Genomic DNA, 24,121 nt, shown 5'->3' on the forward strand with positions numbered 1-24,121 from the left:
GTTCAGCCGTCCGGGAAAGGCATTGTGGTCATCGCATCGCCGGTCATCACGCGCTCGACCTCTTCGGCGGGCAATGCCAGAATATCCTGCAGCACGAAGCGATTATGACCGCCGAATTGAGGAGCTGGTCCTCGCTGACTTCCCGGTGTCCGGCTCAAATGAATCGGAAGACCCGGGTGCCTGTGACGGCCCGCATCCGGGTGTTCGAGTTCGGTGAAGAAGCCGCGGTGGGCGAGATAGGCGCTGGCGGCGACATCCGCCGCATTGGCGACCGGTGCCGCCGCCACGCCAGCTTCCTGAAGGAGATTCGCGACCTCGTGCTTGTCGCGCGCCCCGGTCCACTTGGAGAGAATTTCCGTCAGTTCCGCCTCGTTCCGCTTGCGGACATCGAGACTTGCAAAGCGGGGATCGGCTGCAAGCTCCGGCCTGCCGATCAGGCTGCAGAGCCTCGCCCACTGCGCATCGTTTTCCGCTGCGATCACCACCCATTGGTCTTCCCCGCGCGCCGGGAAAGCGTCGTGCGGCGACATGTGCGGCACGCGATTGCCGTGGGGGACCGGATCGGTCCCGGTCTCTGCCGCCAGAAGCAGTTCGGCACCGATGAACTGCATGGCCGCTTCCACCTGCGGCACCTCGACATATTGCCCCTCTCCGGTGCGGTCGCGGTGATGGAGCGCCGTCAGGATCGCAGCGGCGGCATTGAACCCGCCGATCGGATCGAGATAGGAAGGCCCGCTGTTTTCCGGCTGCCCATCCGGATAGGCCATCATGGTAGACATGCCTGTCGCCATTTCCATGGTCGGACCGAGAGCAGCATAACCCGACATCGGTCCATGACCGCCGAAGGCCGGCAATTCCGCGACGATGATATCAGGCTTGATCGCTGTCAGGCTTTCGTAGTCGAGGCCGAGTTTTGCGAGTGTACCGGGCCGGAAATTGCAGATCAACACGTCGGCCACCGCCACCAGCCGGCGCAGTGTCTTGCGCCCCTCCTCCGTCTTGAGATTGAGGATGCAGGAAAGCTTGTTGACGTTCTGCGAGTTGAACAGGAACGACCGGTCGAAGGGCCGCGAGCCCGGCTCTCCCTCCGGAAAATTGATCGGATTGGGCCTTTCCTTGTTCAGCCGCCAGGAGTTCACCCGATTGGGAGATTCCACATGGATCGACTGGGCACCGAAATAGGCGAGCACCCGCCCGGCCATGGGGCCGGCCCAGGCAGTGGTGATCTCGATCACCCGCAGCCCCTGGAGCGGCAAGCCATTCGACGAGCGCTCCGAAACGGGCCGCTCGGAAGCCTGCCATCGAATACTGCCGTTCGCCTCTGCGAGCGCCGGCGCGCCGGACCGCATGCTACGTGGCGTCCGGCTCATCCGGTAGGGCGGGCCTAGGATCAACCTGCCATCGGCGCTTTCCCAATAATTCCGTTCATTCAGATGTCCGTTCTTCCGCTGCTCGGATGGGCTATAGGCCTTGGCCGCAATCACCTGCGCCTCCTGCAGGCGATGGACGAGATCCTCGGCGGATTGCCCGGCCACCTTTTCCTGAATGATCGCGTAGAGTGCATCCCAATTCGCCCGGCGAACGACCGGTTCTGCAAACCGCGGATCTGCCTCGATGTGCAGCAGATCAAGGGCGGCACAAACCGCATGCCAGCGGTGATTGTAAATCCAGATGCAGACCCAGCCGTCGCGGCACCTCACCTGGCCTGCCGGGATCGTCTGATCCCGCCGGGTATGGATCGAGCCGTTATAGACATGCCGCATGACATAAGGAAAACACATCGCCGCAGCCGTTTCCGCCGCATCCACGGAGACGATCTGCCCAAGATGGGTCGAATGGCGCTCGTGCAGCGCAGCGAGGATGCCGATATAGGCGGCAAGCCCGGCCGCGAAAGAGGCACGGTCGCCGACGCCATAGAGCGGCTCGCGACCATAGACACCGTTATTGTTCATCATGCCGGACAAGGCCTGCAGCACGATTTCCGGCCCTCTCCAGCCCTTCAGTGGTCCATCCCGGCCGAACGCTGTAGTGGAGGCGACGATGCATCCCGGGTTGAGTTCCTCGACCGATTGTGGATCCAAGCTTTCCGGCAGGATAGCTATATCGGACATGGCCAGCAGCCGGTCGAGCTCCGCCTGTCCTTCCGGCTTTGTGCGATCGAGCACGACCGACCGCTTGCCGGTGTTGAGATGCCAGAAGCACAGCGAGAGGCTGGGATCGGAAACGGAAAACGGCGACATCCTTCGAATCGGCGAACCTTGAGGCGGCTCGACAAGTGCGACATCCGCACCGAAATCCGCGAGCAGGCGCGCGCAATATTGCCCCGCAAGGCTGTCGGAAAAATCAACGACCCTGAGGTCGTTCAATGCTGCGGGCATAGTGCCTCCACCCATTTTCCCAGCGGGTCTCCTCGCCCGGCAAATTAGCCTAACGTGCATTGCATACGGATGCAACATTGGTTTCCGCGCCAATTCGCAGTATTGAAGAAAGACCGACAACGCGCTAGGGAAGAGCCCGCGACGGTTGCGCGCCGACAGGGGACACGGATTGACCAGGAACGGTACGATCGACGAAAAGAGCAAGCGCAAACCGATGACGGCCCGCGAACTTGCCCGCATGATCGGCGTCAGTCAATCGGCTGTATCGCGCGCCTTCACAGCCGGAGCGAGCATTGCGCCCGATCTTCGGGAAAGGATCCTGCGCTTTGCCGAGGAAGTGGACTACCATCCCAACGCCATCGCCAGCATGCTGTCGAAGAGCCGGACGAATATCGTCGGCATCGTCATCTCCGACATGCAGAACCCTTTCTATCCGGCTCTCATCGAGAAGCTCTCCCGCGCGTTGCAACGCGTCGGCCTTCAGAGCCTTATGTTCAACATTGCCAAGGGCGCCAACCTGGAAGAGCAGCTTTCGGCACTGCGGCGCTACAACGTCGATGCCGTCATCGTCATTTCCGCGACGATCCTGTCAGGACCGATCCTGCGTTGGGCGACCGAGGATCGGGCCGCGATCCTCATCAATCGCGTGGCGGAGGATGCCGAACTCAATTGCGTGATTTGCGACAATGCCGAAGGCGCCCGGGCGATCGCCGATCATTTTCACGACATCGGCCGGCATCGGATAGCCTATGTTGCAGGCCTCGCCCATACGACGACCAATCGCGAACGGCAGAATGCCTTCATCACCCGCATCGCCGAACATGGCATGACGCTGTCCGCATTGATCGACGGGGGCGAATACAGCTATTACGCCGGCAGAAAAGCCGCTACCGAGATCCTTGCTCGCGGCGGCACCGATGCGATCTTCTTTGCGAACGACATCCTGGCCGTCGGCGGGATCGACGCTTTGCACGAGAACGGCATCAACGTGCCGGAGGATATCGCGGTCGCCGGTTTCGATGACATCGCCATCGCCGGTTGGCCACACTACGACCTGACGACATTCCGCCAGCCGGTCGAAACAATCGTCGATGTCGCGGTCGGTATGCTGGAGGATGGCTCCTGCGCACCGGGCAAGCCCCCGCATGTCCGCCGGCTTTCCGGGGAATTGATCATCCGAAGGTCGACACTGGTCCCCTCCTCAGCCACCTGACGACCGACGATCTCGATTTCCAATAAAATCTTGCGAGAGTCAGGCGCTACATAAAACTGTCACCGGTCCTTGTTATACGTAAAGTCATCCGAATGAATTTAAGATTCGTCCGAATGACTAACGATCCAGACCTTGCTACCCTTAAATCGCGTTCCGGCCAGTGGCAGGTCGTCGAGCGGGAAATCAGCCGCGCCATCACCTCCGGCTCGCTCGCCCCCGGAAACAAGCTGCCGACGGAAACGGAGCTGATGGACCGCTTCAATGTCGGCCGCCACAGCGTTCGTCGCGCCATTTCCGAGCTCGCGGCGGCCGGCAAGATCCGTGTCGAACAGGGCCGCGGCACGTTCGTCGAAGAACATTCGGTCATCACCTACAACATCGCCCGGCGCACCCGCTTCCGCAAAAATCTGCTCGAACAGGGACGCACGCCTTCAGGGCAGCCGATTTCCGAAGCCGAGATCGTCGCGCCGCCAACGGTTGCCGCGGCACTTAAACTGGAAGCCGGCGCCAAGGTTTATATGATCGCCCGCCGCAGTTTTGCCGACGACGTGCCGATCAGCCTCAGCCATTCCTATCATCCGGCCGAACGGTTTCCGAACATGCATCTGCGCCGGCGGGCGGGCGAGTCCGTGACGGTGATCTACGCTGCCTTCGGCATTCCCGATTATCTGCGCCAGAGCACGACGATCCTGACGCGGCGTCCCATCGGCGACGAAGCTCAGCTCCTGGCACAATCGCCGCACCAGCCGGTACTCGTCGTGCAAAAGACCGACGTCGACATGGAGGGTCGTCCGATCGCCTATTCCGAGACGGTCTGGGCCGGCGAACGCATACAGTTCACGATCGAGAACGAACTTGCCGAACCGCCTCCGGCATCGCCGGTGAAAGGACAGAACAATGAATGACATATCCCCGCCGGACGCGGCGGCCAGTCGCTTCGGTCATGCCCAGACGCTCGATATTCTTGCCGCATCCGAGCCCGGTGCTGCCAAGGCATTCGCCGAGACACTCATAGACGAACTCGGAGCGATCGAGGTTCTTGCGAGCCGCACCGGGATCGTTATGCTGCCTTATGTCGATACCGTGCAGAATACTGCTTTCCATCTTGGCGAAGTTCTGGTGTCGGAGGCTCATATCCGCCTGACCGGTAGGAACATCGAAGGTTATGGGGCGGTGGTCGGCCGCGACCTCGAACATTCGATGGCAATGGCCATCGTCGATGCCTGCATCACAGCCGGTATCGGTATCAAGGCCATCGAGGCTTTCTTGGCGAGCGAGCATCACCGCCAGCGAAAAATCGATGAAACACGGCTTCGCAAGGTCGAATCCACCCGCGTCCGCATGGAGACCTTCTGATGACGCATGCCTTGCTTCTTCCCACAGCAGAAGACACCCGTTCCAATGCGACGTTCGACGCTCTCATGTGGGCACTCGCCCGTCCCGGAGTTATCCAGCCTCTTCCCGATGCCTGCCTGCTGCTGCTCGCCGAAAGCTTGCTCGACCGCGAGTGCACATTCTTCTCTTCCGATGACGGTCTAGGCCGGCAGATTGCCGCGACAGGAGCGTATCCGGCTATGCTCGACGAGGCCGAATACGTCTTCACCTCGCTGGCGGATGGTCGCAATGTCGCCGCGCTGTCCACGCTGCTCGCCGGCAATCTCCTCTATCCCGATGCGTCCGCGACGATCTTCTCGCCTGCGATGATCGACGGCGCCGGCGGTACACGGCTCAGGCTTTCCGGCCCCGGCGTCAACGGCTCGATCGACCTTGTCATCGGCGACGTCGATCGTTCGTTCTGGTCACTCCGAGCCGAGGCAATCCGTTATCCGCTCGGCTGGGACGTTTATCTCTTGGATTGCGACCGGCTGGTCGGCATCCCCCGTTCGACGTTCATCGAGGTGCTCTGATGGCCTATGTGGCTACACGCGGCGGCGAACGCGCCATCGAACAATCCGAACGACTGTATCGCGAAGATCTCGGCCGGATCGACAAAACCCGTGTTGATGCTATCGCCAAGAGCATGCCCTATCTCCTCGACCGGGTAATGGGCGAGGCGTCGTTATACGCGCCGGAGCTTGCGGCTCTGGCGCTCGCCCAATCGGGCGGTGATCTCTACGAAGCAGTCCTGCTTCTTCGCGCCTACCGCACTACCCAGCCGCGCCTGGCCATTGCCGAGCCGGTGCGCCAGAAGGACCTGTTCACGGTGCGGCGCATTTCTGCCGCTTTCAAGGACATTCCGGGAGGCCAGATCCTCGGCCCGACGCTCGATTATTCGCACCGGCTGCTGAATATCGATGTGTTGAATGGAGCCGACTTCGTGCCCGAACCTGTCGAACAGGCTGCGGAACCGGCGCCGGCCACGCAGCCGTCGCTGGCGGACTGGCAGAAGGCACAAGGGTTGATCGCCGATTTCCAGTCCGAGCCCGTTCCGCTCGAGGAGATCCCCGACGTCACGCGCGAGCCGTTGCTCTTTCCGGCGAGCCGTGCCCATAAACTGCAGAGCCTTGCCCGTGCCGACACCGGCGGCACGCTGGCGCTCGGGTATTCGACCATGCGCGGCTACGGCAACGTTCACCCGACGGTCAACGAATTGCGGCTCGCCGAGGCGCCGGTCCGCATCCGCCATCCGCGCGGGACGATCTTCAGCGCCGGACGCGTTCGCATCAGCCAGGCAGAGATCATCTCCAAGGCCAAAGGCTTGCAACTCGGATTTTCCGCGACCTTCGGCTGGAATGAGGTGAAGGTCATCGCCGCCGCGTCCCTCGATCTCGCCTCGACCCAGGAAAAGCCGCATCCGGCTTCGAACGAGGAATTCGTGCTCTATCACACGGAACCGGTGGAGGCCTCGGGTTTCTGCATCCACTTCAAGCTGCCGCATTACGTGACCTTCCAGTCAAGCCTCGATGCGATCCGGAAGGTCAAGACGGACAAGCCCGCCAACAAGGCCGCGGTGCCGCAGGCCGATGCAGCCAGGCAGGCCGAACTCGAAAAGGCAATGTCGTGAAACTCGATCAACTGACAAAACCCTGGGCAGCCTTCAGCTACGGCTTCCTAGATGAATCCGCCAAGCGCGAAATGCGCCGCCGCATCCTCAAGGCGATCGCTATCCCCGGCTATCAGGTGCCCTATGCCAGCCGCGAAGTGCCGATCGCCCGCGGCTGGGGAACCGGTGGTCTGCAGGTGACGCTGACACTGCTGAAGCCCGCATCCGTGGTGAAGGTGATCGACCAGGGCGCCGACGATTCCGTCAATGCCAGCAGCATCCGCAAATTCCTACGCCGGGTGAGTTCGGCGAAGGAGACGCTGGACACGCTGAAGGCCGATATCATCCAGTCGCGCCATCGCATTCCGGAAGAGAAGCTTCGCGAGGACCAGATTCTGGTGCTTCAGGTTCCCAATCCGGAGCCGCTGCGCCCCGTCCAGCCGGACATGTCCGAGGCGCGCGTGATGCACGGCGACGCGGATTACGGCCAGCTCTGGCTGACGCTCTATGAACAGCTCGTCCGCTCCGGCCGCATTATGCAAGGCTCGTCCTATCCGAGCATGGTCAACGGCCGGCATGTCATGACGCCTTCACCGATCCCGCGCTGGGACGTACCGAAGATGCATATGGCAGCCAACCTGACGATCCTCTCGGCCGGCCGCGAAAAGCGTATCCATGCGGTGCCGCCCTATACGCGCGTCGAGCCGCTGGTGTTCGACGACGTGCCCTATCGCGTCGAGGATCATGCCGACAAGACCTGCTACCGCTCTGGTGCCATGGGCTTCTTCATGAACGAACTACCGCAGGACGACGGTTCGTCCAGTTTCGAGATTTCCGACAGCCAGTATGGCGTCAAGCATATCCAACGACGGGAAGGCGAAGCCGTGACGCTGGGCGAAACCTACTACCGCGAAGGCAGGCTTGAACGATGAATTCCTCTGTTTCCATGACTTCCGGACTGGAACGCCAGCCGCCGTGCCTGATGCTCGCAAGTCCGATCCTGACCATCAGGGGCGCCGAAAAGAGCTTTGGTGACGTCCGGGCACTGCGCGGCGTCGATGTGACCGTTTATCCGGGCGAAGTTCTCGGCATCGTCGGCGAATCCGGCTCCGGCAAGTCGACCCTGCTGCGGATGATGAATCTCGAGGAGATGTCGGATCGCGGCACCTACCACCTCGATCTGCCCGGTCGCGAAGACCTCGACCTTTTCACACTCGACCGCTTCTCGCGCCGCATGCTGCGCGCACATCACATCGGCATCGTCTACCAAAACCCGCATCTCGGGCTCCGAATGAACAATACCAGCAGCGGCAATGTCGCCGAACGGCTGCTGATGGCGGGCGAGCGGAACTTTGCGGTGCTGCGCGCCAAGGCGAAGGAATCCCTCGACGCGTCGGAATTTCCGACCGCCCGCATGGATGCCCGTCCTTCAGAGCTCTCCGGCGGTATGCAACAGCGCGTGCAGCTCGCCAAGGCGATTGCACTGGAACCCGCGCTGCTTCTCCTCGACGAGCCGACGACCGGTCTCGACGTCAGCGTTCAGGCGCTGGTGCTCGATACGCTGAAGCGGCTGCAGCGGGAACGACAAATCACCATGGTTATCGTGTCACACGATCTGGGTGTCATTCGCACGATGGCTGACCGTGTCATGGTGATGCGCAACGGGGAAGTCGTCGAGCAAGGTCTTGCCGATCAGATCTTCCAGGATCCGCAGCATGAATATACGCAACAGCTCGTCCACGCGAAACTCTGAGGAGAGACAGGCATCATGAACATGCACACGCCGTCCACCTCTGCCCCCCTGTCTCCAGTCGTGCTTTCGGTCGAGGGGCTCGCCAAGCACTTCGAGATGCACCATTTGAGGCGTACGCTGTTTGCCTTCGAAAACGTCGGTTTCGATCTGCACGAAGGCGAATTCATCTTGCTGAAGGGTGAAAACGGCGCTGGCAAATCCACCCTGCTGCGGACGCTCTATCGCTCGTACCTGCCGCGCGCCGGCCACGCTTTCTATCACACGAAGGAAGGCATCATCGATCTGGCGGTCGCCGCCGACGTCGATATCTCCCTTCTGCGGCGCCGGGAGATCGGCTTCGTCACGCAATTCCTGCAGGCCCGTCCACGCGTTGCCGCCGAGGAGCTGGTTGCCGAACCCCTGCGGCTTGCCGGAACGCCCTATGCCCGGGCGATCGAGGAAGCCCGGCGCTGGCTGGCCGCTTTCGACGTCAAGGCCGAGCTCTGGGCCGCCTATCCCTCGACCTTTTCCGGTGGAGAACAACAGAAGGTCAACCTGGCGCGCGCCCTCATCCTGCCTCAGCGGCTTCTCTTTCTCGACGAGCCGACCGCTTCGCTCGACAGACAAGCCCGGCATGCGCTCGTCGCCCGGCTTGCGGAGCTGAAGGCGGCAGGCGTAGCGATGATCGGCGTCTTCCACCATCCGGATGACGTCGCCGAACTCATCGATCGCGAAATAAGCCTTGGAATCAAGGCAATTGCCGACGGAGCATATAATGTGGCTGAGTGATTTTGAAATTGTCCTGCGCGACCGGGTCATCTCGAACGGCGCGCTCAGGATCGAGGACGGGCTGATCGCCGAAATCCGTGAGGGATCGGTGGCGTCGCCCGACATTTCCGGCGGCGGGCGGCTGCTCCTGCCGGGCTTCATCGACATGCATGGCGATATGGTCGAGCGCGAGGTGGAGCCCCGCCCCAACGTACGTTTTCCGTTGGAACTCGGCATTTTCGAACTGGACAAGAAGCTTGCGAGCAGCGGCATCACCACGGCTTATGCGGCCCTCTCTTTCCATGCCGCAAGCACCTATGGCCATCTGCGATCGGAGGAACATTCGCGCGCGATCATCGACACGATTACGACGCTGAGAAAAGGCGAGCTTCTGGTAGACCACCGGGTTCACGCGCGCTTCGAGGTCACCTTCACCAAGGCTCGTCTGGTCATCGAGGATCTTCTGCGGGCCGGCTCGCTCGATCTCATTTCACTGATGGACCATACGCCGGGGCAGGGTCAGTACCGTGACGTCGAGCGCCACATCGAGACGGTTGCCCGCAATCACAAGCTGACACCGGAACAGGCTGCAGAAGCCGTTCGTCAGCGCATCGAGAACCGGGCACAGAACATGGACGCGATGGACAATATCGCGGCGGTTTCCGCCGCCGCACATGCCCACGGCGTCACGCTCGCCTCACACGACGACGACACGATCGAAAAGGTCGCGGTGGTGCATGGGCTGCAGACCCGCATCAGCGAATTCCCGGTGACGATGGATGCGGCCAGGGAAGCGCAAAGGCTCGGCATCGCGACCGCGATGGGTGCGCCGAACGCACTGCGCGGCCTTTCCTATTCCGGCAATCTCTCCGCCCGCGAAGCCTACGAAAACGGCGTTCTCGATATGCTGGCCAGCGACTATCACCCCTCCGCCATGCTTCCCGCGATCCTGGCGCTCGCCGAAGTCGGCACCGGTGGCCTGCCTGCAGCCGCAGCGCTTGCGACTTCCAATCCCGCCGCCGCACTTGGCCTCACCGACCGCGGTGCGATCGAGACCGGTCTGCGGGCCGACCTCGTTATCGCCGAAAGGGGACGCATGCCTCGCGTGCGGGCGACATTCAGCAATGGGCGCCAGGTCTATTCGGATGGCGCGCTCTACCACCTCCGTCAGGCTGCATAGACAGAACAACCAGAGACCGGTCTCGCGCTGGTCTTTTTTTCCGATCCGAATGACCGCGGGACGCAGACATTCGGATATTTCGAATGTATTCGATGATAAAATTCCTATAAGTCTCTGCATTTGTTGACGAATTTCATAATAAAAATGTCATGAGGAATTGCTATACATAATTTGTAAGGTCGATCTTTAAGTATAACTTGGCTTCGTCTTGGACGTTGCCCGGCAGGCGGAGACTTTTCCCGTGCTCGAGCTTTACTCTCTGAAGAAGACTTTCGGCCAGACACGCGCCGTCGACGACGTAACGCTGTCGATCGAAACCGGGCAGATGGTCGGCATCATCGGCCGCAGCGGAGCCGGCAAATCCACCCTGCTGCGCCTGATCAACCGGCTCACCGATCCGACCTCCGGCAAGATCCTTTTCGATGGAAGGGACATCACCTCGCTCAAAGGCCGCGACCTGCGCCTCTGGCGAGCCTCCTGTGCCATGGTGTTCCAGCAGTTCAATCTGGTCGAGCGCATGGACGTGCTGACCAATGTGCTGATCGGCCGTATCGCGCATCACGGTTTTCTCTCCTCCATGGCGCGCCACTTCACCGATGAGGAAAAAGCGATGGCGATCCGCGCCCTGGACCGGCTCGACCTTGTGCCGCAGGCGCTGCAGCGTGCCGGCACCCTGTCCGGTGGTCAGCAGCAGCGCGTGGCGATCGCCAAGGCGCTCGTTCAGAATCCCAAGGTCATGCTCGCCGACGAACCGATCGCCTCGCTCGATCCGGCCAATGCGGCCCGCGTGATGGACGCGCTTCGCAAGATCAACCGCGAGGACGGGATTACCATTCTCGTCAATCTGCATACGCTCGATACTGCCCGCGCCTATTGCCAACGCATCATCGCCATGCGCGATGGACAGGTGCGCTTCGATGGGCTGCCTCAGGATCTCACCCAGGAACGCATCCACCAGATCTACGGCACCGCCGGGCTGGATGAAGACATCGACGAAACCGTGACGTCCACATCGGTCAGCCCCCGAAGATCAACGTCATCGAGGATCTACGAGCCGGTTTGAATTCCCGCCGGCGGCCGATCACAGCCGGCGGCTTTTATCAAAACAGGAGAGCTGAAATGAAAAACGTCCTCATGCTTGCGGCCGTAACGGCCTCGCTTTTCCTTTCAAACCAGGCTTTTGCCGAGGGCTGGAAAGACAAGTACAAGACCATCCGCGTTGGCATTACCTCCGCCGAAAACGAGAAGGACCGCCTCGCACGGCGTGTCGGCTTCACCGCCTATCTGGAAAAGGAACTGGGCGTGAAGATCGAAATCTTCACCGCTGGCAACTATGACGGCGTCATCCAGGCGCTCGCCGCCGATCAGATCGAATTCGCGTTCCTCGGCTCCTCGGCTTACGCCGCTGCCTATACCGAAACGAACGGTGGTGTCATGCCGCTGCTCGCCAGCCAGGAACAGGACGGCTCTACCGGTTATTATTCCGTCATCACGGTGCGTTGCGATTCCGGCTACAAGTCGGTCGACGACCTGAAGGGCAAGGTTCTGGCCTTTGCCGATCCGGACTCCACGTCCGGTTATGCCGTGCCCTATTTCAATCTGGTCAAGCAGGGTTACGATCCAAAGACCTTCTTCTCCGCCATTCCATTCTCCGGCTCGCATGAGACGGGCGTCATGGCCGTCCTCAATAAGCAGTTCGATGCAGCTGCAACCTATGTCAACAACGAAGTCAGCGGCATTCCGCAGCGCATGGAAGTCAAGGGCATGATCCCGAAGGGTGAGATCTGCCGCATCTGGAAATCGCCGGAAATCACCAACGGCCCGCTGACGATCCGCAAGAACCTTCCGGCCGACCTGATCAACGACGTCAAGACGGTCATCAAGGCGATGCCGGAAAAGGCGCCCGACGCCTTCAAAGAAATGAGCGGCGGCGCCAACTCGACCTCCAAAGGCTATGTCGAGGTCGACCACCAGCGTTACCAATGGATCATCGACATGCGCGAGTGGCTGAGCAAGCAGCGCCGTCAGGGCTGATTGCCTCCCGCCTTAACGACACGGAGCGCGGCAGACCGCGGCGCTCCAGTTGCCAAATCAGGGTCCGCCATGGTTTCTCTCTCGCCGTCAACGATGATCCAGCAGTTCGAGATCGACTATCGCCGGCGCCGCAACAAAGCGCTGCGGGTTCAGTTGATCTCCTTGGTGCTGTTTGCCGCCGCCGTCTTCATTTCGGCCTGGATCAACGGCTTTTTCGATACGACGGAAGTGAACCTGCCTTCCGGCGAGCGGATCACCACCTGGAAACTCTGGGCCTCGCTGCCGCGGCTGGGCGACTACATCTACAAAACCTTTCCCGTGCTCCGTCTCAATAACCTCGGCGCCGATCTAGCGGAATGGTTCTGGCGCTGGCGGGTCTGGCTCCAACTGCTCGGCGAAACGATCCTGATCGCCTATCTTGCGACATTCCTCGCCGTGATCGGCGCCTTCGCCTTGAGCTTTCCGGCCGCCCGCAATCTCAGCCCCAACGCTGTTCTGCTGGTCGTCAGCCGGCGTTATCTGGAAATTATCCGCACGGTTCCCGACATCGTCTGGGCGCTGATCTTCGTCTTCTGCTTCGGCGTCGGGCCGCTTGCCGGGGTGCTGGCAATCGCCATGCACGCCACCGGTTCGCTCGGCAAGCTCTATTCCGAAGTCAACGAGAACATCGACATGCGGCCGCTCGAAAGCGTCAAGGCGGCCGGAGGTTCCTGGTTCCAGCAGATGCGCTATGGCGTCGTGCCGCAGGTCATTCCGAACGTGATCAGCTACACGCTGTTGCGCTTCGAGATCAACGTCCGCTCGTCGTCAATCATCGGTTATGTCGGCGCCGGCGGGCTCGGCCAGGAAATCCGCACCGCCATGTCGCTGCAGGAATACAGGGATCTGTCGGCGCTATTCGTGATCATCCTCGTAACCGTGATCATCATCGATTTTCTGAGCGAGAAACTTCGCCACCGTATTATCGGCTTCGAAAGTCTGAGGGCCTAAAATGGATGCCTCCCCTTATGCAGATCTTCGGCAGCGCGTTCCGGGCGCCTTTTCGGCGCCGATCCACGTGCGGCTGGTTCGCTGGACCACCGTCCTCGCATTGTTGGCACCGGTAGTCGCGGGCCTCTATCTGTTCGGCTTCTCGCCGATGCGGCTGATCCAGGGCGCGACGCGGCTGGGCACCATCGTTTCCTTCATGTTTCCGCCCTACATCTGGACAACCTGGGCAGAATGGCGAGATATCCTTGAAGCGATGGGCGAGACGGTCGCCATGGCTTTCCTCGGAACCTTGCTCGGTGCCCTCGTCGCTTTCCCGCTGGCCTTTCTCGGCGCCAAGAACATCATGCCGTTCGGCTGGCTTCGGCTTTCGGCACGCCGCGGCTTCGATGCGCTACGCGCCGTCGAACAGATCGTGCTGGCACTCATCTTCATCCGCGCCTTCGGCCTCGGGCCACTTCCAGGCGTCTTCGCCATCGCGGTTTCGGAGATCGGCACATTCGCCAAGCTGTTTTCCGAGGCGATCGAGAATACATCGCGCAAGCCGGCCGATGGCGTGCTGGCGTCCGGCGGAAGCCGCACTCAGACGATCCGCTTCGCGATCATGCCGCAGGCCATGCCCGTCATCCTGTCGATCGTGCTCTACAATTTCGAGTCCAATACGCGTTCGGGTACGATCCTCGGCATCGTCGGTGCGGGCGGCATCGGCTTTTTCCTGGCAGACCGCATCGCCGCCTATCGCTGGCCGGAGGCCTGGACGATCATCTTCCTGATCGTCTTGGTCGTCTATTGCATCGATCTCTCGTCCGCATGGCTGCGCGGCAGGATCATCGGCAATTCGAGGTCTTAATGCCGGTCAGTTCGGGATGCCATGCATCAAGGTCACCGAAATACCGTTTGCCACAATCCGGGCCTTCAGCATCTCGACGTCCGGTGCTGCAGGCCGTTGCGTGAGAACATGGCGCGCAGCCAAGCCTTCCGCCTGGGCGAAGACGGCGATCGAAAGTACGGTCACTCCTAGTGGTATCTCTCCCGTCAATTGCGGCACGATGGTCTTTGCCGAAACCAGATTGGTGTTCGGAGCTGCGAAATGGCAGCGGCCCTGCCGCCTGACAGATGGGGAAAGATCGTAGACAGCCGAGATATCGTCATCCGTCACCGCAACCGCCGAGCCTTCGGCCTCCGTCATCACGCCATCGCCACGCGAGATGGCAAAGCCGCCCTCGATGGTAAAAAGCGGTCGCGGCGTTTCGATGCGGTGCAGACGAACATGATAGCCGCCATCCCAATAGAGGAAGGTATCGACGGACACGTCCGCGAACGGTTTCCAAAAACCGTAGAGCAGACCGCCGTCGGTCACCATCGCCTGTTCGTTATCCTCGCGCACGCGAAAATGCACGCCGTCGTCGCTGAAACCGATCATATTGTCGAGCACGGCATTCTTGAACCGCCATGGGTCGTTTTCGATGCTGAAGCCGTAGCGAGCGGAATAGGCAAATTTCGCATATTTTTCCGGCCCGAAGCGCACGAAAGTGTTGCTTGAACTCGTCTGCTGCCCGGAGGAAAGCGCGATTGCGTCGCCCAGCGGATTGGCGATCACGAAACCTGCATGGCGCTGGATCGCAGCTTCCGGACGCGGCGGGCAGGCCTCCTCCTCACTTGCCCAGAAGGGATGGTCTTCCGGCAGCATCAGTGGGAGGAAGGCTTTGAAAGCCCAGTAAGGCGATTGGGCAGAATTATATGGCTCCGACATGATGAGGTTGGGATAGCAGTAGCCCACCGGCAGGATGCCGTCGCGCGCCGCGAAGGGCTGCTTCGCCCACCAGCGCAGGTTCCGGAGATAGAACCCCTTCTGCTGTCCCCAGGCAATCGTCTTGTCGCCGGCCAGCGCCGTCGCGCCGAAGAAGCCGGCGATTGCGAAACGATAGGTCATCGAACGGCCGAAGCAGAGAGCCGCTCCGTCATCTGCGAACCATCGGCTCATGTCCCTGGCGATCAGGCTGGCCCGTTCGCGATAACCTTTGGTCCAGTCGCCGCCATCCAAGGCCGCCAGCACCAGACCGTAGAAATGCAGCGCGAATGGCACATAATGATCGGCGCGACGCGTATTGCCGTCGTGATACCAGCCATCGCCAAGATAGAAAGCATCGAGGTCGCGGATATAGGTATCGTCCAGGCTGCGATCGTAATCGACCCCCACATGGCGAAGCCCCATTCCGACCATCAGGCGGAAGAACTTCCAGTTATTGTCCGCGTGCTTGCGGCCATGTCCGGCGATCAGGTAGGTCGCGACATTGGCGCGCTGCTTGTCGCTGAGTGGCTCCCAGATCTTCTCCGGCACCAACCGCAGCGCAAAACCGATCGCCGCAAGCTCGACGAGCCGCTGGCTGACATCGAAGGTATCGCCCCAATATTCCGGGTGATCCGGATCGCAGCCATTGGCGAGGCCGCGAGCGACCGGCCCCCAGTCGATCCAGTTGGCGCCACCGACCTCAGCCGGCGCCAGCCCCCAGAGAAGCCGCGAATAACCTTCGAAATCGGCCGACGCCTGGTCGAAATGCGCCGCAGCAGAATCGAGCCGGATGCGTGCGCCACCCTTCGAGCGATACGTTTCGACCGGCAGGACAAGGTCCTTCAGGGCCTGTTCGACATCGGTGCGGGTCTTCAGGGGATTGCGGGCCCAGGGGCGAAAAAGGCTGTCGTCAAAGATTTCGTCGCTCATCGGCCAAGATTCCTCCTGAAAAAGATGCGGCGCGGGAGCCGCGTTCCCGCGCCGCCGTTTGCAAGTCGGGTCAGCCCTTCAGTATCCGCTTGGCATCGGAAACCAGCTGCTCGCCGGCCTCCTTCGGTGTGATCTGGCCAAAGGCCACCTTGTCGGCCAGCGGGCGGAACGAGCGCTCCTCGAATTCCGAAGCGCCGAGCGGCACCGGTGGCGGATATTTGCCGACCCGGCCTGCAATGGACTTGATATAGTCGACCGTCAGCTTGGAAACGTCGTCCAGCGACGGCTGCACCTGCGCCTGGATATCGATGTTGACCGGCACGCCACGCTCGACCTGCAATGTCTTGCCGGCTTCCGGTTCGTTGATGAAGTAGTCGATGAACTTGGCGGCCAGTTCCGGGTTCTTTGATGTGCTGGCGATCGCCCAGTGCAGGCCTGGACGATAGAACAGGCCAGACGGCGCCGAGGCGCTGAGGACCGGCAGCGAGGTGATCGCAAGCGGCGTCTTGCTGATTCCCTGGAAGGCGGTCAACTGATTGGAGAAGGCGATTGCCATCAACGCATTGCCGGTCGCCATCGCGTTGGAATCGACGAGAATCTTGTCCATCGCCTGGACTTCCGCGCTGCTGCAGCCGCCGGCCTTCGCAAGGTCATTCCAGTAGGCATACCAGGCGGTGGCATCGTCGGCCGTGAAGCCGGCGGCGCCGTCTGCCGTATAGAGCATCTTGCCACGCTGGGTGAGCCAGGACTGGAAGGTGAAAAGATATCGGCCGCAATTGCCGATCGCCCAGACGTTCTTCTTGCCGACCGACTTGGTGAGATCGACGCAGATCTTTGCGAAGTCCTCCCAGGTGGTCTTGTCCGATGGCGGCGTGATGCCGGCCTTCTTGAAAGCATCGGTGTCGTAGAACAGCGCAAACGCATTCAGCGACAATGGCATGCCGGCGACCTTGCCGTCCACCGTGCCGAGATCGAGTACACCCGGCGCCAGCTTGTTGGTGCGGATCGACTTGCCGAGATAGTCGTTCAGCGGCAGTGCGGTGCCACGGCGAGCGAAGTCGGCAAAGCGGCCGGGCTCGAGTTGAAAAATGTCCGGCGCATTGCCGCCGGCGATCATCGTCGTCAGCTTCGTCCAATAGTCGCTGCCGCCGACTTCGCCGTTGATCTTGACGCCGGCATTGGCGGTCTCGAACAGCTTGGCGACGCCGAGCGTACGCTCCGCCCGGTTCGGCGTACCCCACCAGTAGAGGCGCATCGTCTTCTCTTGCGCCATTGCCTGGAACGCCGGCGTCATCGAAAATGCAGCGCCTGCCCCAAGCAGCGCGCTGTTGGTCATGAATTTCCGTCTGTTGAGCATTGTCTCCTCCTCATCTGCTCATCATCGTCCGATTCAACCGCCGATCCGTCTCTCCTTGTCATCGAACAGATGACATCTGTCGGCGGAAATGCTGACTGCCATCCGGTCGCCGGCCGCGAGGCCGCGTTGGCCGTCGAGGGCAATCGTCAGGGATTGTCTGTCGTCGAGATGACCATAGGCGATCGTCTGACCGCCCAGCCGCTCGACATGCACGATGGTAAGACTGCCGAGCGATACGCCGGCCGTCTCGTCGGCGACGATATGTTCGGGCCTCAGACCCAAGGTGAGTTCGCTCTCCTGTTCCACGCGCTCCGACAGCGGCACCGTCACCTGCTTGCCGGCAAGATTGAGCACGACCTTGCCCGGGTGCGATGCCGCGGCCTCCACCTTCAGAAAATTCATCTTAGGCGAGCCGATAAAGCCGGCGACGAACCGGTTGAGCGGCTTGTTGTAGATGTCGAGCGGCGTCCCCTGCTGCTCGATCACGCCGGCGCGCAGCACCACGATCCGGTCGGCAAGCGTCATCGCTTCCACCTGGTCGTGGGTAACGTAGATCATCGTCGCGCCGATATCGGCATGCAGCTTGGCGATCTCGACACGCGTCTGCACGCGAAGCTCGGCATCGAGATTGGACAGCGGTTCGTCGAAGAGAAAGATCTTTGGGTTGCGAACGATGGCGCGGCCGATCGCAACGCGCTGGCGCTGGCCGCCGGAAAGCTGCTTCGGCTTGCGGTCGAGAAGATGGGAAATCTGCAGGATGTCAGCCGCCTTGCGGACGCGGGTATCGATCTCCGGCTTCGGCATCTTGACCGTCTCCAGCCCGAACGACATGTTCTTGTAGACGTTCATGTGCGGGTAGAGCGCATAGGACTGGAAGACCATGGCGATGCCGCGCTTGGCGGCGGCCACCTCGTTCATGCGCATGCCGCCGACCGCCAGTTCGCCGCTCGAAATCGGCTCCAGTCCCGCGATCATCCGAAGCAGCGTCGATTTCCCGCAGCCCGAGGGACCGACGAAGACGACGAATTCGCCTGCCGTGATGTCGAGATCGACCCCGCGGATAACATCGACTGCCCCAAAACTCTTGGTCACCTGTTTCAACGCCAGTGATGTCACATCCTAGGTCCTTTTGAACATCGTATGCTGTCAGCGCTTCATGCCGGTGGTCGCGATCCCTTCGATCAGAAGTCGCTGGAACAGGATGAAGAGAATGAAGACAGGCAGAACGGTGAGTGTCGACATCGCGAAAAGAGCCCCCCAATCGGACTGAGCCGTGGCGTCGACGAAGGTCCGCAAACCCAGCTGCGCGGTGTATTTCTGGATGTCGTTCAGATAGATGAGCGGTGCGAAAAAATCGTCCCAGGTCCAAATGAAGGAGAAGACCGCGGCCGTCGCCAGCACAGGCGTCGAAAGCGGCAGGATGACCTTCAGGAAGATCCGCAAAGGTCCGCAGCCGTCCATGACCGCCGCCTCGTCCAGCTCGCGCGGAATGCCGCGGAAGAACTGTACCATCAGGAAGATGAAGAAGGCGTCGATCGCCAGGAATTTGGGCACCACCAGCGGCAGGATGGTGTTCACCCAGCCGAGCTTCAGGAACAGCACATATTGCGGGACCAGCACTGCATGCTGCGGCATCATCAACGTGCCGAGCATCAGCGCGAACCAGAAATTCCGCCCCTTGAAGCGCAGCCGCGTAAAGGCATAGGCCGCCATGGAACAGGACAGCAGGTTGCCGATCACGACCAGCACCGAGACGACGAGCGAATTGAAGAACATCTGCCCGAAGCCGACGCTCAGTCCGTTCCAGCCACGGCGATAGGTGTCGAAATTCGGCGCCGACGGTATGAGCGAGGTCGAGGTGAAGATCTCGTCGTCCGGCTTGAACGAACTCGCGATCATCCACAAGAGCGGATAGAGCATCACGAAACTGATCGCGACCAGCAGGGCATAAAGGAAGGCACGCGCCAGCGGCGACCGATCGACGGTATCCCTTTCGCTGCGCGCCATCGCCGTGGTGAGAGCCGCGTCAGTCATCGTAGTGGACCCAATACCGCGCCGAAACGAAGGACATCGCGGTGAAGAAGGCGATGATCACCACCAGCACCCAGGCGAGCGCCGAGGCATAACCGAAGCGGAAGTTCGCGAACGCCTCCTGATAGAGGTAGAGCGTGTAGAACAGGGTGGAATCGATCGGACCGCCCGTCCCGTCGCTGATGATGAAAGCCGAGGTGAAAGCCTTGAACGCGTCGATGGTGATGATGACGGCGTTGAAAAAGATGACTGGGGTCAGAAGCGGCAAGGTGATCTTGAAGAACTGGCGCATTGGACCTGCGCCATCGAGGCTCGCCGCTTCATACATGTCCTTCGGGATCTGCCGGAGGCCGGCCAAAAAGATGATCATCGATGAGCCGAACTGCCACACCGCGAGCAGCACGAGCGTATAGATCGAGGTCGAGGGGTTGGAGATCCAGCTCGGGCCTTCATAGCCGAACAGAGCGTTGAGCGCCTGGTTGATCAGTCCGTCACCGCTGAAAAGCTGGCGCCAGAGCACGGCGATCGCAACGCTGCCGCCAACCAGCGACGGAAGATAGAAGATCGCCCGGAACAGAGAAAGGCCAGCAAGGCCCTTGTTGAGGGCGACGGCGACGGCAAGCGCGAAAAGAAGTTTGAGAGGTACCGACAATAGGACGAAGGTGAAGGTGACGTTCATCGCCGTCCGGAAACGCTCGTCGTCCGTTGCGATCCGCACGTAATTTTCCACGCCGATCCAGTTCGCTCCGCCGAGGCCCGAAAAATCCGTGAGCGACAGATAGAAGGAGGCAACCGCCGGCCCGAGCGTCAACACGAAGAAACCGATGAGCCACGGGGCAAGAAATCCGTAACCGGCCAGTTGATCGGCCGCACGTGACAAGGCCGGGCGTAAGGCTCGTGCATCAGGGCTCGTCATGGCCGTTGTCGACATATGCTCGCGCCTCCCGCAAAGCCTCCCGCCTCGAACCAGAGCGCAGCATGAACGTCGCGCGGGACTCCCACGGCTCCTCCGATGGCCCGAAACTAGATCGCGAAAAAACTAGCGTCAACAGAAATTTTCGTAGTTGACGAAATTATCTTCTCAATGCGAAAAAGACTTACCGTTCGATGGGATTGTCCATGTTGGCCGAAAGAAACACCTATTTCCGTACCGTCGCATCCGCGGGGTCGGATTTCACCCAGAAACGTCACCAGCAGGCGCTGGAGCGCTGCCTGGATCGTCTGCGCAGGACGATGCCGGTGATCGGCCTGCGCAATCCCAAGATCGGGCTTGCCGACAATACCTGGTCCTATTGTGGGCCTTACGACTGGGTCGTGAGCTTTCTGGCGGGACAATACTGGCTTGCCCTCGGCTTGACCGGCGATCCGGTTTTCCTCAATGCCGCAAGAGCGCGGCGCAACGTCTTCAGGGGCATATTACGCAATCGCGATGCGCAGGATCACGACCTCGGTTTCCAGTATTCGCTCGCCTGCGTCAGCGACTGGCTTTTGACCGGCGACCGCGAGCCGCGCGACATGGCGCTGGAGGCAGCCAATGTGCTGCTCAATCGCTATCACCCGGAGGGCCGCTATATCCAGGCGTGGAATCCGCGCTCCGTTCATGGCGCCTTCCGGCCGGAATTTGCCAACGGCCGGGTGATCGCCGATACGATGCAGAATCTCGCGCTGCTCTACTGGGCCTACAACGAGACCGCGCGCTGCGATTTCAAGGAAGCCGCCGATGGCCACGCGGAGACGACGATCGCCAATCTGGTCCGTCCCGATGGCACGAGCTTCCACACCTTCCTGTTCGACCCCGCAAGCGGCAAGCCGGTGCGGGGTGAAACCCATCAGGGTCATGCGGACAATTCCTGCTGGTCGCGCGGTCAGGCCTGGATGATCCACGGCTTTGCCCAATGCGCGGCGACGACCGGCAATAGGACACATCTCGACACGGCCCGGCGGCTTGCCGCAAAGGCTGAGGAACTGATGGGAGACGACCGGGTGCCGGTCTGGGATTATTCGGTTCCCGAACCGAAGACCGACCATCGGGACAGCTCTGCCGCCGCGATCATGGCGGCAGGTCTCTTCATTCTCGCCGACATCGACGAGGCAGAGGAAGCCGCTCGCTGGCACGACTTCGGCAACCGCCTGCTTGACGGCCTGCTCGATACCTGCGACCTGACCGGCGATCCAGATGCGCTCGGGCTGCTGGCGCACGGCGCGGCGCATGTGAAGGCCGGCTTTGCCGACACCATGCTGCCCTATGGCGACTACTATTTCATGGAAGCTCTCATGCGCTCCCTTGGGCATCGGCAGTTCTTCTGGTAGAGGCTGAGGCGTATTGATGGGGGCAGGATAGATCGCCTAAAGGACGGATCGCAAAGTGATTTCAGGCGGAAAAAGCCAGGACGTCTTTCATGGATGAGGGTCCGGACGACACGATCGCCCCCACGCTGAAGCATATCGCGGACGCTGCAGGCGTTTCCGTCGCTTCCGTCTCCAAGGTCTTGAACAATCGCGGCGGCGTCGGCGATGAAAGCCGCCGCCGCATTCTCGATGCCGCCGAGCGCTTCGGTTACCAGGGCCGTGCCGCTCGGACCCTGCAGCGAGCCGGCGTCGAAAGCACCGCTTTTGTCATTCCAGCCGAATTCTACTCGCGGTCGCAGTTCTACGAAGAAGTCATCCGCGGCGTGCTCGACGAGGCGGTCACCAACTCGTTGAGGATCGACGTCCGGTTGGTTCCTCTCAATCCGGCTATCCTGTCTTCCGAAATCGATGTCATCTTGCGCGACATGCAACCGGGCGCCCTGATTGCGCTGGGCGTCGACAACCCGGTCGTAATCGACCGTATCGCCGAGAGCGGCATTCCCGCGGTCATCATCAACGGCATGGATCGCAGCATGCGGCTTTCCTGCGTGCTTCCCGACAACTGGTCGGCGGGATGGCTCGCCACCCGCACCCTTCTCCAGGCAGGTCACCGCGAAATCGTCCATGTCGCCGTAGCCCATCGTCTCTCGATGCAGCGGCGCCTTGAAGGTTTTCGCATCGCGCTCCAAGAGGCGGGCATCCCGTTCGATGTCGACCGGCATCTTTTCGATCTCGAAGCACTTGGTTTCGGTGAGCACGATACCCAGCACGCCATGCGCGCCGCGTTGGACCAAGGCCGCTTTGCGAAGACGTCGGCGTTTTTCTGCGCAACCGATCTCGTCGCCGTCGGCGTGATGCAGGCACTGGCGGACCGGGATCTTTCGGTGCCGGACGATTATTCGATCATCGGCATGGACGATATCGCGATCGCCCGACACAGCCGCCCGCCGCTGAGCACCATCCGCATCGATCGCGCCGAACTCGGACGCGCCGGGGTGCAACTTCTCATGGAACGCATCTCCGATCCGGAAGCCAACGTTCGCCGCGTCAATCTCGGCGTAAGGCTCATCGAACGTTCCTCGATAGGAGCTCCCAAGCTTTAAAACCTTTCCCAGAAGAAAGGTAAGCGCTGGTCGACTGAACGGGTAGACGGGTCCGATCTATCGTTTAAAAAGCTTATCCACCTGATCGAACCACACATCGAATTATGCTGGGACCAATCCTTATGCTCTCTGATCTTCTGAACCTTGCGACGGATGCCCTTCTCATCGGGCGGGTCTGGAACCCGCAAGCCCAGGGGCCGAGCCTGGTGACCGTGCGGGACGGGTCGCTGGTCGACATCACCAGCCGGGATGCGCCGACGCTGAGCGCGCTCCTGGAACGCTCCGATGCGGCTGATTATGCGAAGAATGCACTAGGGTCATCGATCGGTGGCTTGGAAGACGTTGCGCAAAACAGCACCGGTCAACCTGATCAGGGCCGGCCCTATCTCCTTGCACCCGCGGATCTGCAGGTCATTAAGGCGTGCGGCGTTACATTCGCCCAATCGATGATCGAGCGCGTGATCGAGGAGAAGGCTGCCGGCAATCCGGACCGCGCCGCCGCGATCCGCGAACGCGTCGCATCCCTGATCGGTGGCAGCCTCAAGAACCTGAAGGCAGGCTCCGCGGATGCGGCCAGAGTCAAGCAGGCGCTGATCGAAGAGGGCATGTGGTCGCAATATCTGGAAGTCGGCATCGGTCCTGATGCGGAGGTTTTCACCAAATCCCCGGTTCTCTCCTCCGTCGGCTGGGGAGCGGACGTCGGCCTGCACCCTATTTCCACCTGGAACAATCCGGAGCCGGAAATCGTGCTCGCCGTCAGCAGCCGCGGCGAAATCAAGGGCGCGACGTTGGGCAACGACGTGAACCTGCGTGACGTCGAGGGGCGCTCGGCTCTTCTCCTCGGCAAGGCGAAGGACAACAACGCTTCATGCTCGATCGGCCCATTCATCCGCCTGTTCGACGGTAGATACAGCCTCGACGACGTCCGCAAGGCCGAGCTAGACCTGAAGGTTACCGGTGAAGACGGCTTTGTCCTGCACGGCAAGAGTTCGATGTCGCAGATCAGCCGCGATCCGCTCGATCTCGTCAAGCAGACCTGCGGCGCACATCATCAATATCCGGACGGCTTCATGCTGTTCCTGGGCACCTTGTTCGCGCCGACCGAAGACCGCGATACGCCAAACCAGGGTTTTACCCACAAGAACGGCGATATCGTCGAGATCTCCTCCGCCGGCCTCGGAACGCTGCGCAATACGGTGCGCCTTTCGACCGAATGCCCACCCTGGAATTTCGGCATTTCCGCGCTGATGCAAAATCTCGCAAAGCGCGACCTGCTTTAGAACC

At 61.1% G+C, this 24,121-nt stretch carries 22 protein-coding genes; 16 read left to right on the forward strand and 6 right to left on the reverse strand.

What is annotated here, in order from left to right; genetic code table 11:
• Positions 1 to 2: 2 nt before the first annotated feature.
• Positions 3 to 2,378, reverse strand: coding sequence for a CaiB/BaiF CoA transferase family protein (locus tag DMO26_RS22375; protein ID WP_162895026.1), 2,376 nt, complete (start codon positions 2,376 to 2,378; stop codon positions 3 to 5).
• 169 nt (positions 2,379 to 2,547) lie between these two features.
• Here DMO26_RS22375 and DMO26_RS22380 point away from each other — a divergent pair, with 169 nt between their 5' ends.
• From DMO26_RS22380 to phnE (DMO26_RS22440), 13 genes are all read left to right on the forward strand, one after another.
• Entirely contained in the window at positions 2,548 to 3,591 is a 1,044-nt protein-coding gene (locus DMO26_RS22380) for a LacI family DNA-binding transcriptional regulator (protein WP_162895027.1), read from the forward strand.
• Positions 3,592 to 3,704: 113 nt separating this feature from the next.
• Positions 3,705 to 4,496 carry a phosphonate metabolism transcriptional regulator PhnF gene (gene phnF, locus DMO26_RS22385; RefSeq protein WP_117194374.1) on the forward strand — a complete coding sequence of 264 codons (792 nt, stop codon included), beginning with the start codon at positions 3,705 to 3,707 and terminating at the stop codon, positions 4,494 to 4,496.
• A complete protein-coding gene (locus tag DMO26_RS22390) occupies positions 4,489 to 4,947 on the forward strand; it encodes a phosphonate C-P lyase system protein PhnG (protein WP_117194375.1) in 459 nt (152 codons plus the stop codon). The genes phnF and DMO26_RS22390 overlap by 8 nt, the downstream gene beginning before the upstream one ends.
• Positions 4,947 to 5,498 carry a phosphonate C-P lyase system protein PhnH gene (locus DMO26_RS22395; protein WP_117194376.1) on the forward strand — a complete coding sequence of 184 codons (552 nt, stop codon included), beginning with the start codon at positions 4,947 to 4,949 and terminating at the stop codon, positions 5,496 to 5,498. Before DMO26_RS22390 ends, DMO26_RS22395 begins: the two co-directional genes overlap by 1 nt.
• Positions 5,498 to 6,595, forward strand: coding sequence for a carbon-phosphorus lyase complex subunit PhnI (locus DMO26_RS22400; protein ID WP_117194377.1), 1,098 nt, complete (start codon positions 5,498 to 5,500; stop codon positions 6,593 to 6,595). Before DMO26_RS22395 ends, DMO26_RS22400 begins: the two co-directional genes overlap by 1 nt.
• Positions 6,592 to 7,506 (forward strand): alpha-D-ribose 1-methylphosphonate 5-phosphate C-P-lyase PhnJ, encoded by a 915-nt coding sequence (locus tag DMO26_RS22405; RefSeq protein ID WP_117194378.1) that lies wholly within the window; start codon positions 6,592 to 6,594, stop codon positions 7,504 to 7,506. Before DMO26_RS22400 ends, DMO26_RS22405 begins: the two co-directional genes overlap by 4 nt.
• A complete protein-coding gene (locus DMO26_RS22410; protein ID WP_205421253.1) occupies positions 7,503 to 8,327 on the forward strand; it encodes an ATP-binding cassette domain-containing protein in 825 nt (274 codons plus the stop codon). The genes DMO26_RS22405 and DMO26_RS22410 overlap by 4 nt, the downstream gene beginning before the upstream one ends.
• A gap of 15 nt (positions 8,328 to 8,342) precedes the next feature.
• The gene (locus DMO26_RS22415) at positions 8,343 to 9,095 is read left to right on the forward strand and encodes a phosphonate C-P lyase system protein PhnL (RefSeq protein ID WP_117194379.1); all 753 of its coding nucleotides are present in this window, start codon (positions 8,343 to 8,345) and stop codon (positions 9,093 to 9,095) included.
• Positions 9,082 to 10,254 (forward strand): alpha-D-ribose 1-methylphosphonate 5-triphosphate diphosphatase, encoded by a 1,173-nt coding sequence (locus tag DMO26_RS22420; RefSeq protein WP_117194380.1) that lies wholly within the window; start codon positions 9,082 to 9,084, stop codon positions 10,252 to 10,254. Before DMO26_RS22415 ends, DMO26_RS22420 begins: the two co-directional genes overlap by 14 nt.
• A gap of 241 nt (positions 10,255 to 10,495) precedes the next feature.
• Positions 10,496 to 11,317 (forward strand): phosphonate ABC transporter ATP-binding protein, encoded by an 822-nt coding sequence (gene phnC / locus DMO26_RS22425; protein WP_117194381.1) that lies wholly within the window; start codon positions 10,496 to 10,498, stop codon positions 11,315 to 11,317.
• A 56-nt stretch (positions 11,318 to 11,373) separates the two neighbouring features.
• Positions 11,374 to 12,288 carry a phosphonate ABC transporter substrate-binding protein gene (gene phnD, locus DMO26_RS22430; RefSeq protein ID WP_117194382.1) on the forward strand — a complete coding sequence of 305 codons (915 nt, stop codon included), beginning with the start codon at positions 11,374 to 11,376 and terminating at the stop codon, positions 12,286 to 12,288.
• A 69-nt stretch (positions 12,289 to 12,357) separates the two neighbouring features.
• Positions 12,358 to 13,278, forward strand: coding sequence for a phosphonate ABC transporter, permease protein PhnE (phnE, locus tag DMO26_RS22435; RefSeq protein WP_117194383.1), 921 nt, complete (start codon positions 12,358 to 12,360; stop codon positions 13,276 to 13,278).
• A gap of 1 nt (position 13,279) precedes the next feature.
• Positions 13,280 to 14,125: a phosphonate ABC transporter, permease protein PhnE gene (gene phnE, locus DMO26_RS22440; RefSeq protein WP_117194384.1), complete on the forward strand. Its 846-nt coding sequence runs from the start codon at positions 13,280 to 13,282 to the stop codon at positions 14,123 to 14,125.
• 6 nt (positions 14,126 to 14,131) lie between these two features.
• Here the strand turns inward: phnE (DMO26_RS22440) and DMO26_RS22445 are convergent, their stop codons facing one another.
• From DMO26_RS22445 to DMO26_RS22465, 5 genes are all read right to left on the reverse strand, one after another.
• Complete coding sequence (locus tag DMO26_RS22445; protein ID WP_117194385.1) at positions 14,132 to 15,997, reverse strand: DUF2264 domain-containing protein; 1,866 nt, start codon at positions 15,995 to 15,997, stop codon at positions 14,132 to 14,134.
• Between the two features lie 70 nt (positions 15,998 to 16,067).
• Complete coding sequence (locus DMO26_RS22450; protein ID WP_117194386.1) at positions 16,068 to 17,354, reverse strand: ABC transporter substrate-binding protein; 1,287 nt, start codon at positions 17,352 to 17,354, stop codon at positions 16,068 to 16,070.
• A 33-nt stretch (positions 17,355 to 17,387) separates the two neighbouring features.
• Complete coding sequence (locus tag DMO26_RS22455; RefSeq protein WP_117194387.1) at positions 17,388 to 18,470, reverse strand: ABC transporter ATP-binding protein; 1,083 nt, start codon at positions 18,468 to 18,470, stop codon at positions 17,388 to 17,390.
• A gap of 30 nt (positions 18,471 to 18,500) precedes the next feature.
• Positions 18,501 to 19,388, reverse strand: coding sequence for a carbohydrate ABC transporter permease (locus DMO26_RS22460; RefSeq protein WP_117194388.1), 888 nt, complete (start codon positions 19,386 to 19,388; stop codon positions 18,501 to 18,503).
• Complete coding sequence (locus DMO26_RS22465; protein ID WP_117194389.1) at positions 19,381 to 20,316, reverse strand: carbohydrate ABC transporter permease; 936 nt, start codon at positions 20,314 to 20,316, stop codon at positions 19,381 to 19,383. Before DMO26_RS22465 ends, DMO26_RS22460 begins: the two co-directional genes overlap by 8 nt.
• A 188-nt stretch (positions 20,317 to 20,504) precedes the next feature.
• Here DMO26_RS22465 and DMO26_RS22470 point away from each other — a divergent pair, with 188 nt between their 5' ends.
• From DMO26_RS22470 to DMO26_RS22480, 3 genes are all read left to right on the forward strand, one after another.
• Positions 20,505 to 21,695 (forward strand): glycoside hydrolase family protein, encoded by a 1,191-nt coding sequence (locus tag DMO26_RS22470; protein WP_162895028.1) that lies wholly within the window; start codon positions 20,505 to 20,507, stop codon positions 21,693 to 21,695.
• A gap of 89 nt (positions 21,696 to 21,784) precedes the next feature.
• Positions 21,785 to 22,837: a LacI family DNA-binding transcriptional regulator gene (locus DMO26_RS22475; protein WP_117194391.1), complete on the forward strand. Its 1,053-nt coding sequence runs from the start codon at positions 21,785 to 21,787 to the stop codon at positions 22,835 to 22,837.
• 122 nt (positions 22,838 to 22,959) lie between these two features.
• The gene (locus tag DMO26_RS22480; RefSeq protein WP_117194392.1) at positions 22,960 to 24,117 is read left to right on the forward strand and encodes a fumarylacetoacetate hydrolase family protein; all 1,158 of its coding nucleotides are present in this window, start codon (positions 22,960 to 22,962) and stop codon (positions 24,115 to 24,117) included.
• The last annotated feature ends 4 nt before the right edge of the window (positions 24,118 to 24,121 follow it).

The sequence above is a fragment of the Rhizobium terrae genome (assembly GCF_003425685.1).
Taxonomy (GTDB): Bacteria; Pseudomonadota; Alphaproteobacteria; order Rhizobiales; family Rhizobiaceae; genus Neorhizobium; species Neorhizobium terrae.

What these genes read in the sequence shown, in the direction of transcription:
- DMO26_RS22470 (WP_162895028.1), top strand. Translation starts at nt 20,505, where the DNA reads ATGTTGGCCGAAAGAAACACCTATTTCCGTACCGTCGCATCCGCGGGG.
- DMO26_RS22400 (WP_117194377.1), top strand. Translation starts at nt 5,498, where the DNA reads ATGGCCTATGTGGCTACACGCGGCGGCGAACGCGCCATCGAACAATCC.
- phnE (WP_117194384.1), top strand. Translation starts at nt 13,280, where the DNA reads ATGGATGCCTCCCCTTATGCAGATCTTCGGCAGCGCGTTCCGGGCGCC.
- DMO26_RS22480 (WP_117194392.1), top strand. Translation starts at nt 22,960, where the DNA reads ATGCTCTCTGATCTTCTGAACCTTGCGACGGATGCCCTTCTCATCGGG.
- DMO26_RS22420 (WP_117194380.1), top strand. Translation starts at nt 9,082, where the DNA reads ATGTGGCTGAGTGATTTTGAAATTGTCCTGCGCGACCGGGTCATCTCG.
- DMO26_RS22460 (WP_117194388.1), bottom strand. Translation starts at nt 19,388, where the DNA reads ATGACTGACGCGGCTCTCACCACGGCGATGGCGCGCAGCGAAAGGGAT.
- DMO26_RS22390 (WP_117194375.1), top strand. Translation starts at nt 4,489, where the DNA reads ATGAATGACATATCCCCGCCGGACGCGGCGGCCAGTCGCTTCGGTCAT.
- DMO26_RS22475 (WP_117194391.1), top strand. Translation starts at nt 21,785, where the DNA reads ATGGATGAGGGTCCGGACGACACGATCGCCCCCACGCTGAAGCATATC.
- DMO26_RS22450 (WP_117194386.1), bottom strand. Translation starts at nt 17,354, where the DNA reads ATGCTCAACAGACGGAAATTCATGACCAACAGCGCGCTGCTTGGGGCA.
- DMO26_RS22395 (WP_117194376.1), top strand. Translation starts at nt 4,947, where the DNA reads ATGACGCATGCCTTGCTTCTTCCCACAGCAGAAGACACCCGTTCCAAT.
- DMO26_RS22375 (WP_162895026.1), bottom strand. Translation starts at nt 2,378, where the DNA reads ATGCCCGCAGCATTGAACGACCTCAGGGTCGTTGATTTTTCCGACAGC.
- phnE (WP_117194383.1), top strand. Translation starts at nt 12,358, where the DNA reads ATGGTTTCTCTCTCGCCGTCAACGATGATCCAGCAGTTCGAGATCGAC.
- DMO26_RS22445 (WP_117194385.1), bottom strand. Translation starts at nt 15,997, where the DNA reads ATGAGCGACGAAATCTTTGACGACAGCCTTTTTCGCCCCTGGGCCCGC.
- DMO26_RS22410 (WP_205421253.1), top strand. Translation starts at nt 7,503, where the DNA reads ATGAATTCCTCTGTTTCCATGACTTCCGGACTGGAACGCCAGCCGCCG.
- DMO26_RS22415 (WP_117194379.1), top strand. Translation starts at nt 8,343, where the DNA reads ATGAACATGCACACGCCGTCCACCTCTGCCCCCCTGTCTCCAGTCGTG.
- phnD (WP_117194382.1), top strand. Translation starts at nt 11,374, where the DNA reads ATGAAAAACGTCCTCATGCTTGCGGCCGTAACGGCCTCGCTTTTCCTT.
- phnF (WP_117194374.1), top strand. Translation starts at nt 3,705, where the DNA reads ATGACTAACGATCCAGACCTTGCTACCCTTAAATCGCGTTCCGGCCAG.
- DMO26_RS22465 (WP_117194389.1), bottom strand. Translation starts at nt 20,316, where the DNA reads ATGTCGACAACGGCCATGACGAGCCCTGATGCACGAGCCTTACGCCCG.